The sequence below is a fragment of the Streptomyces sp. Inha503 genome (assembly GCF_047215865.1).
GTDB classification, from domain to species: Bacteria; Actinomycetota; Actinomycetes; order Streptomycetales; family Streptomycetaceae; genus Streptomyces; species Streptomyces lycopersici.
Map to the genome: position 1 here is coordinate 3,378,051 of NZ_CP178360.1, position 13,936 is coordinate 3,391,986.

Annotated in this window: 14 protein-coding genes and 2 pseudogenes; 10 read left to right on the top strand and 6 right to left on the bottom strand. The window is 72.9% G+C overall.

Annotation, left to right across the window (positions count from 1 at the left end):
• Window positions 1-30: 30 nt before the first annotated feature.
• The 3 genes from ACJX2R_RS13725 to ACJX2R_RS13735 all read right to left on the bottom strand — a co-directional run bounded on the left by ACJX2R_RS13725 (window position 31) and on the right by ACJX2R_RS13735 (window position 1,755).
• Window positions 31-252, bottom strand: a complete 222-nt coding sequence (locus ACJX2R_RS13725; protein ID WP_413100346.1) for a hypothetical protein — start codon at window positions 250-252, stop codon at window positions 31-33.
• A 188-nt stretch (window positions 253-440) separates the two neighbouring features.
• Window positions 441-662: a tautomerase family protein gene (locus tag ACJX2R_RS13730; RefSeq protein ID WP_262703635.1), complete on the bottom strand. Its 222-nt coding sequence runs from the start codon at window positions 660-662 to the stop codon at window positions 441-443.
• Between the two features lie 253 nt (window positions 663-915).
• The gene (locus tag ACJX2R_RS13735; RefSeq protein WP_413100347.1) at window positions 916-1,755 is read right to left on the bottom strand and encodes a helix-turn-helix transcriptional regulator; all 840 of its coding nucleotides are present in this window, start codon (window positions 1,753-1,755) and stop codon (window positions 916-918) included.
• A 104-nt stretch (window positions 1,756-1,859) separates the two neighbouring features.
• Here ACJX2R_RS13735 and ACJX2R_RS13740 point away from each other — a divergent pair, with 104 nt between their 5' ends.
• Window positions 1,860-2,573, top strand: a complete 714-nt coding sequence (locus ACJX2R_RS13740; RefSeq protein ID WP_262703637.1) for an SDR family oxidoreductase — start codon at window positions 1,860-1,862, stop codon at window positions 2,571-2,573.
• 52 nt (window positions 2,574-2,625) lie between these two features.
• Here the strand turns inward: ACJX2R_RS13740 and ACJX2R_RS13745 are convergent, their stop codons facing one another.
• Entirely contained in the window at window positions 2,626-3,351 is a 726-nt protein-coding gene (locus tag ACJX2R_RS13745; RefSeq protein WP_262703638.1) for a CDP-alcohol phosphatidyltransferase family protein, read from the bottom strand.
• A 118-nt stretch (window positions 3,352-3,469) separates the two neighbouring features.
• On the opposite strand from ACJX2R_RS13745, the gene ACJX2R_RS13750 reads away from it, so the two are divergent.
• The 5 genes and pseudogenes from ACJX2R_RS13750 to ACJX2R_RS13770 form a co-directional block, all read left to right on the top strand.
• Entirely contained in the window at window positions 3,470-4,468 is a 999-nt protein-coding gene (locus ACJX2R_RS13750; protein ID WP_413100348.1) for a zinc-dependent alcohol dehydrogenase, read from the top strand.
• A 78-nt stretch (window positions 4,469-4,546) separates the two neighbouring features.
• Window positions 4,547-4,945 (top strand): 6-pyruvoyl trahydropterin synthase family protein, encoded by a 399-nt coding sequence (locus ACJX2R_RS13755; RefSeq protein WP_413100349.1) that lies wholly within the window; start codon window positions 4,547-4,549, stop codon window positions 4,943-4,945.
• Window positions 4,942-6,048, top strand: a complete 1,107-nt coding sequence (locus tag ACJX2R_RS13760) for a glycosyltransferase family 4 protein (protein WP_413100350.1) — start codon at window positions 4,942-4,944, stop codon at window positions 6,046-6,048. The genes ACJX2R_RS13755 and ACJX2R_RS13760 overlap by 4 nt, the downstream gene beginning before the upstream one ends.
• Complete coding sequence (locus ACJX2R_RS13765) at window positions 6,045-6,881, top strand: SAM-dependent methyltransferase (RefSeq protein ID WP_413100351.1); 837 nt, start codon at window positions 6,045-6,047, stop codon at window positions 6,879-6,881. The genes ACJX2R_RS13760 and ACJX2R_RS13765 overlap by 4 nt, the downstream gene beginning before the upstream one ends.
• A gap of 56 nt (window positions 6,882-6,937) precedes the next feature.
• Window positions 6,938-7,717, top strand: a pseudogene (locus ACJX2R_RS13770) (lysylphosphatidylglycerol synthase transmembrane domain-containing protein); the annotation flags it as partial.
• Window positions 7,718-7,993: 276 nt separating this feature from the next.
• Here the strand turns inward: ACJX2R_RS13770 and ACJX2R_RS13775 are convergent.
• Window positions 7,994-8,629, bottom strand: a pseudogene (locus ACJX2R_RS13775) (RibD family protein); the annotation flags it as partial.
• On the bottom strand, window positions 8,629-9,378 hold the full coding sequence (locus ACJX2R_RS13780; protein WP_413100352.1) for a creatininase family protein: 750 nt from the start codon (window positions 9,376-9,378) through the stop codon (window positions 8,629-8,631). The gene ACJX2R_RS13780 and the pseudogene ACJX2R_RS13775, both read right to left, overlap by 1 nt.
• Window positions 9,379-9,475: 97 nt before the next feature.
• On the opposite strand from ACJX2R_RS13780, the gene ribA reads away from it, so the two are divergent.
• From ribA to ACJX2R_RS13800, 4 genes are all read left to right on the top strand, one after another.
• Window positions 9,476-10,132 (top strand): GTP cyclohydrolase II, encoded by a 657-nt coding sequence (ribA, locus tag ACJX2R_RS13785; RefSeq protein WP_262703644.1) that lies wholly within the window; start codon window positions 9,476-9,478, stop codon window positions 10,130-10,132.
• Between the two features lie 181 nt (window positions 10,133-10,313).
• Window positions 10,314-10,820 (top strand): (2Fe-2S)-binding protein, encoded by a 507-nt coding sequence (locus tag ACJX2R_RS13790; protein WP_413100353.1) that lies wholly within the window; start codon window positions 10,314-10,316, stop codon window positions 10,818-10,820.
• On the top strand, window positions 10,817-11,806 hold the full coding sequence (locus tag ACJX2R_RS13795) for an FAD binding domain-containing protein (protein WP_413100354.1): 990 nt from the start codon (window positions 10,817-10,819) through the stop codon (window positions 11,804-11,806). The genes ACJX2R_RS13790 and ACJX2R_RS13795 overlap by 4 nt, the downstream gene beginning before the upstream one ends.
• On the top strand, window positions 11,803-13,935 hold the full coding sequence (locus ACJX2R_RS13800) for a xanthine dehydrogenase family protein molybdopterin-binding subunit (protein WP_413100355.1): 2,133 nt from the start codon (window positions 11,803-11,805) through the stop codon (window positions 13,933-13,935). The genes ACJX2R_RS13795 and ACJX2R_RS13800 overlap by 4 nt, the downstream gene beginning before the upstream one ends.
• Window position 13,936: the final 1 nt, after the last annotated feature.

Consider the following 13,936-nt stretch of genomic DNA (forward strand, 5'->3'; position numbering starts at 1 on the left):
CGGACGTTGTCGCGCGGGACACCACCGACATCAGCCGGCGATGACGGCCGGGCCCTCGCCGGAGAGGGGGGCGATGGCCGGTCCCTCTCCGGAGAGGGGTGCGATGGCCGGTCCCTCTCCGGAGGCCAGGGCGTGCCGGGCGGTGTGGTGCTGGGGAACGACCATCCGGCCCAGTTCGTCCGCCGCCCTGGCGGAGGCGGCGAACGCCATGGCCGTGATGAGTCCGATCAGTGTGGTCCGCGTGGCTCGCATGGGATGTGACTCCTCATTCGGATGGCCGCTGTTGACATCTCCGATGCTGCTCGCGACCGTTCCCGAACCCGTCCGGTCTCGTTACCGGCCGCCGCCCGCCGTGCGGTGCGGAAACGGGAATCCGCGGTATCCGGCGCCGGGCGGGAACGGCGCACCGCGCCCGCCCCCGCCGCCCAGCCCAGCCCGGCTCACAGCGGGCCCATCGGGCCCAGCCCGCTGTCGGCGGAGCCGGCGTCCCCGGGCCGGAAGCCGGAGCCGTGGTGTCCGGGCTCACAGTCGCGTACGACGACGGTGACGGCCTCGACTGGGCAGCCGGCCACCCGGGAGACGGTCGCGGCCAGCTCGGACACCAGGACGGCGCGGCGTTCCCGGTCGTTCCCCTGCCACCAGTCGACGGTGACCACAGGCATATCGGTACTCCTCGGAAGTAGTCGGCGCAGGTCCGCCGGGTCCGTCCCGCCGCTTGCCCGAAGACGCGGCGGCGGAGGCGGGCGGGGACCATGAGAGTCAGCCATCTTCCCGGCCCGGGTTCCCTGACGATTACCGCGCCGTTCCCTCGCTCCCGGGCGATACCGGTGCCCTTCCCCGCTTCCCTTTCGCTTCCCCTCGGCTTCCGCGCACCCCCGTAGCCGGGTGGCACCACAAAAGCCCGCCGGACGGGCCCTAGCCCACGAGGGTCTGGGTGCCCAGCACCGTGAGCAGGGCCAGGCGTTCGGCGTCCTCGGTGTCGGGCTCGGCGGTGTAGACCACGATGCGCAGATCGCTGCCCGCCACGGTGAGCACATCGCAGTCCAGCGTCAGCGGGCCCACCCGTGGATGGTCGATGGTCTTGCGCGACGCCTCGTGGTGGCCCACGGCGCCGGAGTCCCACAGCTCGGCGAACCGTTCGCTGTGCGCGCGCAGCTCCGCGACCAGCCGTCGCAGCCGCTGGTCGGCCGGGTAGCGTGCGGCGGCCGTACGGAGGTCGGCGACCAGCGCGGCCTGGAACTCGTTCCGGGCCTCATGTGTCTGCCGGGAGCCGGTGTCCTCGCTGACGAACTGGCGCCAGACTCCGTTGCGCTCGTTGCCGCGCCACCGGGACGGATCGCCCCTCAGGGCCACATACGGCGGATTGGCCATGAGCAGCGTCCAGGACGCGTCGCTCACCGCCACGGGCGTCCCGGTCAGCCGGTCCAGCAGCCGCTGGACGCTCGGGGTGATGTACGCGGGGACCGTCTCGGGGCCCGGTGGGGCCAGCCCGGCCAGCCGGAAGAGGTGGGCGCGCTCGGCCGCCGACAGTCGCAGCGCCCTGGCCAGGGCCTCGACGACCTGGGTCGAGGGATGGGAGGCCCGGCCCTGTTCGAGGCGGGTGACGTAGTCGACGGAGATCCCGGCGAGCAGGGCCAGCTCCTCACGGCGCAGCCCGGCCGCGCGCCGCTGTCCCCCGGCCGGCAGCCCGGCGGCCTCCGGCGGGACCCGGTCCCGCCAGCGCCGTACCGCCTGCCCGAACTCCGTGGTCGCCATGGTCACCAGTCTGCACCTCGGACCGGGGACGAGCCTGGTACCCGCGGTCCCAGGAAGACGGAGCACCTGGCTGCCCGCGCGGCCCCCGATGCAGCCTGGACGGCATGACTACAACACTCATCACCGGAGCGAACAAGGGTCTCGGCTTCGAGACCGCCCGCCGTCTGATCGCCGCGGGCCACACCGTCTATCTGGGCAGCCGGGACGCCGAGCGCGGACGCCGCGCCGCCGAGCAGCTGGGGGCGGGGGCGCGGCTGGTCGTCCTCGATGTCACCGATGACGCCTCCGTGGCCGCCGCCGCGAAGACCGTCGAGGCCGACGGCGGACTGGATGTACTGATCAACAACGCCGGTATCGAGGCGCGGACGCCGGACGGCGGGGTGATCGGCGCCGCCGAGGTCACCGCCGACATGATGAAGGAGGTCTTCGAGACGAACGTCTTCGGCGTGGTGCGGGTGACCCATGCCTTCCTGCCGCTGCTGCGGCGGTCCGCCGCCCCGGTCGTGGTCAACGTCAGCAGCGGGCTGGCCTCGCTGGAGCGGGTCTCCACCCCGGACACCCCCACGCACGCCTATCCGGGGGTCGCCTATCCGGCGTCGAAGACCACGGTCAACATGGTCACCGTGCAGTACGCGAAGGCGTTCCCGGAGATGCGGATCAACGCCGTGGAGCCCGGCTACACCGCGACGGACCTCAATGGGCACACCGGTCATCAGACCGTCGAGGAGGGCGCCGAGATCATCGTCCGTATGGCGACGGTGGGCCCGGACGGCCCGACGGGAGGCTACTTCGACATCGAGGGCACTCTCCCCTGGTAGCCAGGGCCCCCTCCGGCAGCGGGCGCCGGGCTCGTCGGCGCCGCCGCCGCGCTCACTGCGCCCGGCTCTCCCGGGTGCGCCACAGCCACCTGATGTCGCGGGCGAAGGACCAGCTGAGCAGGGTCAGGGCCAGCAGCGCGGCGCCGAAGGCCGCCGGATACGGGAGCACATCGGCGCCGACGACCAGCAGCAGGACGCCCTGGAGCGCGGCCACCGTCTTGCGGGCCGTGCTCGGGGGCAGCTGGCCGTTCAGCCAGGGCAGCACCCATGCCGCGGCGACGAAGGCGTAGCGCATGGCGCCGATCAGCAGCACCCAGGGGCCGAGGAAGGTGGCCACGTAGATGCTGAGCACCAGGATGAGGACGGCGTCGACCTCCATGTCGAACCGCGCGCCCAGGGAGGACGAGGTGCCGGTGCGGCGCGCCACCTGTCCGTCGACCGCGTCGAGGATCAGCGCGACCGCGGTGAGGGACACCAGGGCGGTGACCGGCGTCGGGCTCTCGAAGGAGTCGGCGACCAGTGCGGTCACCCCGCCGACGAGCGTGGCCCGCGCCAGGGTGACGCGGTTGGCCGCGCCGAAGGAGGCGAGCCAGGACCGCTGGAGGGCGCGGGTGAGCACCGCCCAGGTGGCGACCGCGAAGGCCAGGCCGGTCAGCCAGCCCGCGGGTCCCAGGTCGATCGCCGTGCCGAGCAGGACGAGCAACAGCAGCTGCGCGGCCGCCCCGGCGGCTGTCTCATTGCGCAACAGCGTCGTGTTGTAGGGATTGTTCAGGGCCACCGTGCACCCTCCGGGCTGTGTGGCGGAGTGAATGGGTGCCGCGTACCGTGTTCGCGGCTTCATGGTCATCCGTACGTGGGCCACCGTCCGATTGTTCAGCCCCTCAGGAGAACGTCGTATGACGCGCACCGCCCGTGCCTTCTGGCTCCGCTCCCCCGGCCATGGCGAGATACGGGAGGTGGAGCTGGACGAACCCGGGCCCGAGGACGTGGTGGTGCGCACGCTGTGCTCCGGGGTGAGCCGCGGTACGGAGACCCTGGTCTTCCGCGGCGGCGTACCGCAGAGCCAGTACTCCGCGATGCGCGCGCCGTTCCAGGAGGGCGGGTTCCCTGGGCCGGTGAAGTATGGCTATCTGAATGTGGGTCTGGTCGAGGAGGGACCGGCGTCCCTGCGGGGGCGCACCGTCTTCAGTCTGTATCCGCATCAGACCCGCTATGTGGTCCCGGCGAGCGCGGTGACCCCGGTGCCGGAGGGCGTGCCCGCGCCGCGCGCGGTGCTGGCGGGGACGGTGGAGACCGCGGTGAACGCCGCCTGGGACGCCGCCCCGCTGCTGGGCGACCGGATCGCGGTGGTGGGGGCGGGGATGGTGGGCGCCTCCGTCGCGGCGGTGCTGTCCCGGTTCCCGGCCGTACGGGTGCAGCTGGTGGACGCCGAGCCGGCGCGCGCGGAGGTCGCGCGGGCGCTCGGGGTGGACTTCGCGCTCCCCGGCGAGGCGGCGGGCGACCTCGATCTGGTGGTACACGCCAGCGCCACCGAACAGGGGCTCGCGCGCTCGCTGGAGCTCCTCGCCCCGGAGGGCACCGTACTGGAGCTGAGCTGGTACGGGGACCGGCGGATCGGCCTGCCGCTGGGCGAGGCGTTCCACTCCCGGCGGCTGACGGTGCGCAGCAGCCAGGTGGGGACGGTCTCCCCGGCCCGGGGCGCCCGCCGCTCCTACGGCGATCGGATGGCGCTGGCGCTCGAACTGCTCGCCGACCCCGCCTTCGACGCCCTCGTCACCGGCGAATGCGGTTTCGAGGAGCTTCCCGGGGTGCTTCCGAGGCTCGCCTCGGGCGAGATTCCGGGGCTGTGCCACCGGGTTCGCTACGACGCGGAATCTGCCGTGTCGCCCGGCTGAACACGGGGAACGCGACGGCCGTACTAGAAGGCGTGCCCCGGCCGAGGGCCCGACGCGCCGTATCTGGAGGGTCATCCGTTGTTCAGCATCACCGTTCGCGATCACATCATGATCGCTCACAGTTTTCGCGGCGAGGTCTTCGGACCCGCGCAGCGGTTGCACGGGGCGACGTTCCTCGTGGACGCCACCTTCCGCCGTGCCGAGTTGGACGACGACAACATCGTCGTCGACATCGGCCTGGCCACCCGTGAGCTGGGGGAGGTGTGCGGCGCGCTCAGCTATCGCAACCTCGACGACGAACCCGATTTCAAGGGGATCAACACCTCCACCGAGTTCCTGGCCAAGGTGATCGCCGACCGCCTCGCCGAGCGGGTCGGCTCGGGCGCGCTGGGCGAGGGCGCCCGGGGCCTGTCCGGGATCACCATCACGCTGCATGAGTCGCATGTCGCCTGGGCGAGTTACGAGCGTGGCCTATGAGTACGGCCGCACCGCGCACGGTGCACTTCGTGATGCCCGGCGGCGTGGCCGATCCGGCCGCGCCGAGCGGCGGCAACGTCTACGACCGGCGGATCTGCCGGGATCTGCCCGGCTCCGGCTGGCGGGTCGAGGAGCACGCCATCGCGGGCGACTGGCCCCAGCCGGGCCCGGCCGCCCACGCCGAGCTGGCCCGGCTGCTGACCGCGCTGGCGGACGGCACGCTGGTCCTGCTCGATGGGCTGGTGGCCTGTGCGCTCCCGTACATCGTCGTCCCGCAGGCCCAGCGGCTGCGGCTGTCGGTGCTGGTGCATCTGCCGCTGAGCGACGAGACGGGGCTGGCCCCCGGCCGGGCCGAGGATCTGAAGGCGCTGGAGGGCCGGACGCTGCGCGCGGTGCGGACGGTGGTGGCCACCAGCGCCTGGGCGGCCGGGCGGCTGGTGGATCTGCACGGGCTGGTCCCGGACCGGGTCCATGTGGCGGCGCCCGGCGCCGACATCGCGCCGCTCGCCTCCCCGGGCGGCGACGGCTCACGGCTGCTGTGCGTGGCCTCGGTGACCCCGCGCAAGGGGCAGCTGCGACTGGTCGAGGCGCTCGCGCGGATCGACGATCTGCCCTGGGCCTGCGACTGCGTGGGCTCCCTGGACCAGGATCCGGAGTACGCCGCCCGGCTCCGGAAGCTGGTCGGGAAGCTGGGCGTGGCCGACCGGGTGCATCTGCTCGGCCCGAGGACCGGCGCCGAGCTGGACGCCGGTTACGCCTCCGCCGACGCGGTGGTGCTCGCCTCGTACGCCGAGACCTATGGCATGGCGGTGACCGAGGCGCTGGCCCGGGGGATCCCGGTGCTGGCCACGGCCGTCGGCGGGGTTCCGGAGGCGGTCGGGCAGGCGCCCGACGGCAGGGTGCCGGGCATCCTCGTCGACCCGGACGACCCCGATGCGCTCACGGCGGCGCTGCGCCGCTGGCTGGGCGACCCCGGTGCGCGCCGCCGGCTCACCGCCGCCGCGCACGAGCGGCGCACCGCGCTGGCCGGGTGGGAGAACACCACCCGCAATCTGGCCGGTGCGCTGGAACAGCTCCGAGACGAACCGCGGAGGGCCGCGTGAAGACGACCGACGTACCGCGTTACACCCCCGACTGGCTGGAGCTGCGGGAGGGCGCCGACGCGGCGGCCCGCTCCCCCGAACTCCTCGAGGCGCTGGGCCCCCGGCTGTCCGGCCCGCCGCTGGTGATCCACGACCTGGGCTGCGGCACCGGCTCCATGGGGCGCTGGCTGGCGCCCCGGCTGAGCGGCCCGCAGCTGTGGATCCTGCACGACCGCGACCCCGATCTGCTGGACCGGGCGGCGGTGCGGATGCCCCGGGCGGCCACCGACGGCAGCCGTATCACCGTCGCGACGGCGCGCGGCGACCTCTCCCGGCTGACCGCGAGCGCCCTGGACGGCGCCTCGCTGGTGACGGCGTCCGCGCTGCTGGACGTGCTCACCCCGGAGGAGGTGGACGGGATCGCCGCGGCCTGCGCCGAGGCGGAGTGCCCGGCGCTGCTGGCGCTGTCCGTGGTGGGGCGGGTCGAGCTCACCCCGGCCGACCCGATGGACGCGGAGATCACCGAGGCGTTCAACGCCCACCAGCGGCGCGGCGGTCTGGTGGGCCCCGACGCGATGGCGGTGGCCTCCGAGGCGTTCGCCCGGTACGGCGCGACGGTACGGACCCACGCCAGTCCCTGGGTGCTGGGCGCCGAGCACTCCGCGCTGACGGCCGAGTGGCTGCGGGGCTGGGTGGGCGCGGCCGTGGAGCACCGGCCGGAGCTCGGCGCGCACGCCGAGGCGTATCTGCGCCGCCGGCTGGCGATGGCTGCGGCCGGCGCGCTGCGGGTGGTGGTGCACCACCACGATCTGCTGGCGCTGCCCGCGCCCCGCACCCTGGGGGCGGCCGCGTGACCGGCGCGCTGCGGGCCCGGCTCGGGGCGGCCGCGGGCGTCGCCATCCTCGGGGTGGTGCTGTGGCGGCTGGGCACCGGGGCCTTCCTGGACGGCCTGCGCACCATCGACGGGCTCACCCTGCTGGCGGCGGTCGGCCTCGGCCTGCTCACCACGGTCTTCAGCGCCTGGCGCTGGTGTCTGGTGGCGCGGGGGCTGCGGATCAGGCTGCCGCTGGGCCCGGCCGTCGCCGACTACTACCGCGCGCTGTTCCTGAACGCCGCGCTGCCCGGCGGGGTGCTCGGTGATGTGCACCGCGCGGTGCGGCACGGGCGGGGCGCGGGGGATGTCGGCCGGGGCGTGCGCGCGGTGGTGCTGGAGCGGGTCGCGGGCCAGGTGGTGCTGATCGCGGTGGGGGTGGCGATCCTGCTGGCCCACCCCTCCCTGGCCCTGGAACACACCGGCCGGCTGATCGGCGGGCCGGCCACGGCGTGGGTACTGGCCGCGGGGGGCGTTCTGTCGCTCCTCGCGGTGGTGGCCGTCCGGCGCCGCCGCCGTGCGGCGCCGGTGGCCGGGCGGCGGCGGGGCGCGGTCCGCGGCGCGCTCCTCGAGGCGCGCCGCGGGCTGCTGGCCCGGGGCAGCTGGCCGGGGGTGGTGATCTCCTCGGTGGTGGTGCTGGCCGGGCATCTGACGACGTTCGTCCTGGCCGCGCGGGTGGCGGGGTCAGACGCCCCGCTGACCGAGCTGGTGCCCCTGATGGTGCTCGCCCTGATCGCCATGGCCCTGCCGCTGAACGTCGGCGGCTGGGGCCCCCGCGAGGGCGTGACCGCCTGGGCCTTCGGCGCCGCGGGCCTCGGCGCGAGCCAGGGGCTGACCGTGGCCGTGGTCTACGGGGTGCTCACCTTCGCCGCGAGCCTCCCCGGTGTCGTGGTGCTGGCCGTCCAGTGGTGCGGCCGGCTGCGCGGCCGACAGGTCGAGCTCGAAGAGGGTGTCCTCGCCGAGGGTGTCGCGGCGGACGGGCGGGCGGAGCGCGTCCCGCATGACCGTCGTCCCGTCGAAGCGCAGCCCGGGGATGCCGCCGCCGAGCAGGACCGGGGCCACGGTGACGTAGAGCCGGTGCAGCGCCCCCGCGTGCAGGAAGCGCGACACGGTGACCCCGCCGCCCTCGACGAGTACCCGGCCGAGGCCGCGCCGCCGAAGCGTCCGCACCAGGTGGTGGGGGGCAAAGGCGTCCGGGTCGTCAAGCGTCAGCACGTCCACGCCGTCCGGCGGCGCCGGCCGGCGCTCGCCGGTGGTGCCCACCACCCACAGGGTCGGAGCTGAGCCATCGGTGAACACCCGTCGGTCGAGCGGCACCCGTCCGCGCGGATCGAGGACGACCCGCACCGGATGGGCGCCCGCACAGGCGCGCACCGTCAGCTGGGGGTCGTCCGCGACGGCGGTGCCGGCCCCGACGACCACCGCGTCGGCGAGGGCGCGCAGCCGGTGGAGATGGCGGCGGTCCTCCTCGCCGGTGACGTAGTCGGCGTCGCCGGTGCGGGTGGCGATGAAGCCGTCCAGGCTCTGGCCGAGCTGAGCGATGGTCAGCCGCGGGCCCGCCAGGCACAGCGGGAGATAGCGGTCGACCAGGAGCCGGGCCTCCGGCGAGGCGGCCTCGTTCCACCGCCACCGGCCGTCCGGGCCCCGGACCAGACCGGCGGCCCCGGTGTCCGCCCCGGTCCGGACGGAGCGCAGCCGCTCCCATGCCTCTTCCGTCTCCAGGAAGGTCATCACGCCTCCTTCTCGGCACCGACCAGGGAAAGATACTCGGCGAAGCAGTCGACGAGCCCGGCCAGGAGTTCCTTTCCCTTATCCGCGGATGCCCTGGACGGACGGCCGACGACCCCGGACTCGGTATAGGCGGACATACCGAGGGTGAGCAGATGTTTCCGATCGTCGGATATCCAGTCGGAGGTTTCATGACCGGGCCGTACGAGTTCCGGATGGGCATGCAGGAGGATCGATGTCTCCAGTTCGCCCGCGTGCATATCGCTGTTGGCCGGGGTGCGTACTCCGGCGCGTGTCCTGGCGGCTTCCCAGTCGGCCGATCCAGGGAATAGCGCCATGCGGAAGTCGGTGCCCGCGGATTCCTGGACGATGTTGCGCAGTACGTAATTTCCGCCGTGTCCGTTCACCAGAATCAGACCGCGTATACCCGAGCGCCTGAGTGAGTCCGCGATATCGCGGACGACGGCGTAGAGGGTGGCCGCGGATATTGACACCGTCCCTGGCCAGGCGGCGTGTTCATGGGAGCAGGAAACCGTCACCGGGGGCAGTTGGAGCACCGGATACGCGGCCGCGATCTCGGCTGCGACCGTGCAGGCGATGACGGTGTCGGTCACCAGTGGGAGAAATGCGCCGTGTTGTTCGAAGCTGCCTACGGGAAGAACGGCGACATCGGCCCGGTCGGCCCGCACTTCCTCCGTCGTCCGTGTCGGCAACACCATGCCGGCCTGCGGGCGCGTTCCCGAACCGCTCATATCTCGTGGACCTTTCATGTGTCGACCGGACAGCTTGTTGCTGCGGCTTTCTCATTCTCCTGTACAAGGGCGGTGGTTTTCCAGATAAGATCGGGACATGACAGAAAGTGATGGCGTGTTCGATGTCGACACCCGCACCTCGGGTGTCGAACGAGTGGTGAATGTCCGGCTGGCCACGAAGCATGGCGACTTTCTCGCGATCGGCTATCGGGACCTCGTGCGCGGTGATGAACAAATAGCGCTGGTATATGGCGATGTCGGCGGGGAGGAAGCACTTACCCGGCTGCATTCCGAGTGCCTCACCGGAGACGCGTTCGGCTCCCGTCACTGCGAGTGCGGCGACCAGCTCTCCGCCGCGCTGAAGGCGATCGTGGCCGAAGGCCGGGGCGTTCTGGTCTATCTGAGGGGCCATGAGGGGCGCGGGATCGGGCTGCTCGCCAAGCTCCAGGCGATGAAGCTCCAGTCCGAGGGGCTGGACACCGTCGAGGCCAACCTCGCCCTCGGCCTGCCGGCGGACGCCCGCGACTACAAGGTGGCGGCGGATGTGCTGCACGACCTCGAGGTGCGCTCCGTACGGCTGCTGTCCAACAACCCCCAGAAGCGGGACGCGCTGCTGCGGCACGGAGTCCGGGTCAGCGAGCAGGTGCCGCTGCTGATGACTCCGCACCAGGAGAACCTCCCGTATCTGCTCACCAAGCGGGACCGCATGGACCACTATCTGCCCCATCTGGAGGCCGTGATCCAGCGCACCTGAAGGAGGTCCTGGCCCCGGGCCGCGGCCTGGTCCACCGGTGTCGGCCGGGCGACGGGCCGCGGCTCGTATCGGTGCGGCGTTCCGGCGTGACCATACCGCCGAACGGGCGATCAGTACCCATATGTCCGAGAATGGGGGTGCCGCGTGACGTTCCGAAGGACGACGATCAAGGGTAGGGAACATGGACCTCGAGATCGAGCTCCGAGTGGACGGGACCGAGCACCGCCTCACCGTCGACACCCGTACGACGCTGCTGGACGCCCTGCGCGAACAGCTGGGGAACACCAGCCCCAAGAAGGGCTGCGACCACGGACAGTGCGGCGCCTGCACCCTGCTGCTCGACGGCCGCCGGATCCTCGGCTGCCTCGCACTGGCCGTCGCCCACCAGGGCGCGGACATCGTCACGGCGGCCGGGCTCACCGACGGTGAGCTGCATCCGCTCCAGCGGTCGTTCATCGCCCATGACGCCTTCCAGTGCGGCTACTGCACACCCGGTCAGATCGTCTCGGCGGCCGGGATGCTCCAGGAGGCCCGGGAGGGCTGGCCCAGCGCCGTGTCCAAGGACCCGGGCGCCACCGACGTGGTGCTCGACGACGAGGAGATCGCCGAGCGGATGAGCGGCAATCTGTGCCGCTGCGCCGCGTACGCGAACATCGTCCCGGCGATCGCGGAGGTGGCGCACCGATGAAGCCCTTTCGCTACGAACGCGCCGATGAGGTCCCGGCGGCCGTCGCCACCCTGGTGAGGGAGGCCGAGGCGGCCTATCTGGCCGGGGGCACCAATCTGGTCGATCTGATGCGCCTCGAGGTGACGACCCCGGAGGTGCTGATCGACGTCCGGCGGCTCACCTCGGACCGGATCGAGGAGCTGCCCGACGGCGGTCTGCGGATCGGGGCGGCGGTGCCCAACAGCGATCTGGCCGCCGACCCGCGGGTCCGGCGGCGTTATCCGGTGCTCTCCCAGGCGCTGCTCTCGGGCGCCTCGGGCCAGCTGCGCAACCTCGCCACCACCGGCGGCAATCTGCTCCAGCGCACCCGCTGCCCGTACTTCCAGAACGTCACCACCCCCTGCAACAAGCGCATACCGGGCTCGGGCTGCTCCGCGATGGAGGGCTATCAGCGCGATATGGCGATCCTGGGCGCCTCCCCCGTCTGCGTGGCCACCCACCCCTCCGACATGGCCGTCGCGCTGGCCGCGCTGGACGCGGTGGTGACGGTGACCGGCCCGGCCGCCGAGCGGCGGATCCCGCTGACCCGGCTGCACCGGCTGCCGGAGGACACCCCCGACCGCGACACCGTCCTGGAGCGCGGTGAGCTGATCACCGGCGTTGAGCTGCCGCCCCCGCACGCCGCGGCCCGCTCCCGCTACCGCAAGGTGCGCGACCGCGCCTCGTACGCCTTCGCGCTGGTCTCGGTCGCCGCCGCGCTGGAGGTCACCGACGGGGCGGTACGGGACGTGGCGATCGCGCTGGGCGGGGTGGCGCACAAGCCCTGGCGGGCCGCCACGGCGGAGGCGGTGCTGCGCGGCGCGCCCGCCACGCGGGAGAGCTTCGTGGACGCGGCCGCCGCCGAACTGGCCGCGGCGCGGCCGCTGCCGGGCAACGCCTTCAAGGTCCCGCTCGCCCGCAACACGATGGTCGGCACCCTGCTGGAGCTGCTGGAGGAGGCGCGATGAGCGACGTCACGGCACGCCCCCGCGCCATCGGCGTCCCGATGGACCGTATCGACGGTGTGCAGAAGGTCACCGGCACCGCCACCTACGCCTATGAATGGCCCCTCGACCAGCCCGTCTATCTGTATCCACTCCAGTCCACGATCGCCGCCGGGCGGGTCACCGGGGTGGACAGCGCGCTCGCGGAGGCGGAGCCGGGGGTGCTGGCGGTGCTCAGCCATCTCAACGCGCCCACCCTGACCCGGCCCGAGGATCCGGAGCTCGCGGTGCTCCAGTCCGACGAGGTCGCCTGGCGCGGCCAGTTCATCGGGGCGGTGGTGGCCGAGAGCCTGGAGACCGCGCGCCACGCGGCGGGGCTCGTCCGCGTGGACTACGAGAGCCGGCCCCCCGATGTGGTGCTGCGCGCCGACCGCGGCGACCTCTACTCCCCGGTGCACGCCGCGACCTTCGGCTCGGGCGGCGGAGAGCTCCAGGACGGCTCGCCCGCCGACAGTGTGCTCGGGGACGCCGATACGGCGCTGGCGGCCTCGCCGACCATGGTGGACGTCACGTACTCCACTCCGATGTACCACAACAACCCGATGGAGCCGCACACCGCCGTGGTCACCTGGCTGGACGGTGAGCTGATCGTGCGCTGCTCCACCCAGGGCGCCTCCATGAGCCAGGCTCTGATCTCCGGGGTGCTGGGTCTCGAACCGGGGCGGGTGCGGGTGATCTCCCCGCATGTCGGGGGCGCGTTCGGCTCGAAGGTCTACCCCCACTCGTACGCCGTGCTCGCCGCGATGGCGGCCCGGATGGTCCGGCGGCCGGTCAAGTTCTCCCTGACCCGGCAGCAGATGTTCGCCCTGGTGGGCTACCGTCCGGCGTCGATCCAGCGGATCCGGCTGGCCGCCGGCCGGGACGGCAGGCTGACCGCGCTCTCCCACGAGGTGATCGAGCAGACCGCCAGGGCCAAGGGGTACGCGGAGCAGGTGGGCGTCTGCTCCCGGATGATGTACGCGGCGCCGCACCGGCGCACCACCCACCGGCTGGCCCCGCTGGATGTCCCGGTGCCGACGATCATGCGGGCGCCGGGCGAGGCACAGGGGATGTTCGCGCTGGAGTCGGCGATGGACGAGATGGCGATCGCCTGCGGTCTGGACCCGGTGGAGTTCCGGATCCGCAATGAGCCGGAGGTGCATCCGGAGTCCGGGCTGCCGTTCTCCAGCCGCCATCTGAGGGGCTGTCTGCGCGAGGGCGCCCGCCGGGCCGGCTGGGACCACCGCGACCCGGTTCCCCGGTCGCGGCGCGAGGGCCGCTGGCTGGTGGGCACCGGCGTGGCCGCCTCGACGTACCCCTCCCCCCGCTTCCCCGGCAACGCGGCCACCATCCGGCTCGCCCCGGACGGCCACTACACGGTCCGGATCGCCGCCGCCGACCTGGGCACCGGCACCTGGACGGCGCTCACCCAGATCGCCGCGGACGCGCTGAGCGTACCCGTGGGGCAGGTGGAGATGCGGATCGGGGACACGGCGCTGCCGGCCGCGTCGGTCGCCGGGTTCTCGGCGGGCATCAACAGCTGGGGCACCGCGATCTGGGAGGCGGCGGACCGGCTGCGGGCCCGGCTCCAGGCCGAGCACGGCGGTATCGCGCCGCCGGAGGGGCTGGAGGTCACCGCGGAGCTGCCCGGCGGCAATCCGGAGGCCGAGCGCTTCGCGATGCACAGCTTCGGCGCCCAGTTCGCCGAGGTACGGGTGGACGAGGACACCGGCGAGGTGCGGGTGGCGCGGCTGCTGGGGATGTTCGACGTGGGCCGGGTCATCAACCCCAAGACGGCCCGCTCCCAGCTGATCGGCGGGATGACCCAGGGCATCTCGATGGCGCTGTACGAACACAGCGTGCTGGACCCGCGGTTCGGCCATGTGGTCAACCAGGACTTCGCCCAATACCACATCGCCTCCGCCGCCGATGTCCACTCGGTCGAGGCCCACTGGCTGGACGAGTCCGATCCGTACACCAACCCCATGGGGGCGAAGGGCCTCGGCGAGGTGGGGATCACGGGCACCGCCGCGGCCATCGCCAACGCCGTGCACCACGCCACCGGTGTCCGGATCCGCGAACTGCCCATCACCCTCGACAAGCTGGTGTCCTAGC

What these genes read in the sequence shown, in the direction of transcription:
- ACJX2R_RS13735 (WP_413100347.1), bottom strand. Translation starts at nt 1,755, where the DNA reads ATGGCGACCACGGAGTTCGGGCAGGCGGTACGGCGCTGGCGGGACCGG.
- ACJX2R_RS13800 (WP_413100355.1), top strand. Translation starts at nt 11,803, where the DNA reads ATGAGCGACGTCACGGCACGCCCCCGCGCCATCGGCGTCCCGATGGAC.
- ACJX2R_RS13725 (WP_413100346.1), bottom strand. Translation starts at nt 252, where the DNA reads ATGCGAGCCACGCGGACCACACTGATCGGACTCATCACGGCCATGGCG.
- ribA (WP_262703644.1), top strand. Translation starts at nt 9,476, where the DNA reads ATGACAGAAAGTGATGGCGTGTTCGATGTCGACACCCGCACCTCGGGT.
- ACJX2R_RS13730 (WP_262703635.1), bottom strand. Translation starts at nt 662, where the DNA reads ATGCCTGTGGTCACCGTCGACTGGTGGCAGGGGAACGACCGGGAACGC.
- ACJX2R_RS13760 (WP_413100350.1), top strand. Translation starts at nt 4,942, where the DNA reads ATGAGTACGGCCGCACCGCGCACGGTGCACTTCGTGATGCCCGGCGGC.
- ACJX2R_RS13750 (WP_413100348.1), top strand. Translation starts at nt 3,470, where the DNA reads ATGACGCGCACCGCCCGTGCCTTCTGGCTCCGCTCCCCCGGCCATGGC.
- ACJX2R_RS13740 (WP_262703637.1), top strand. Translation starts at nt 1,860, where the DNA reads ATGACTACAACACTCATCACCGGAGCGAACAAGGGTCTCGGCTTCGAG.
- ACJX2R_RS13790 (WP_413100353.1), top strand. Translation starts at nt 10,314, where the DNA reads ATGGACCTCGAGATCGAGCTCCGAGTGGACGGGACCGAGCACCGCCTC.
- ACJX2R_RS13795 (WP_413100354.1), top strand. Translation starts at nt 10,817, where the DNA reads ATGAAGCCCTTTCGCTACGAACGCGCCGATGAGGTCCCGGCGGCCGTC.
- ACJX2R_RS13780 (WP_413100352.1), bottom strand. Translation starts at nt 9,378, where the DNA reads ATGAGCGGTTCGGGAACGCGCCCGCAGGCCGGCATGGTGTTGCCGACA.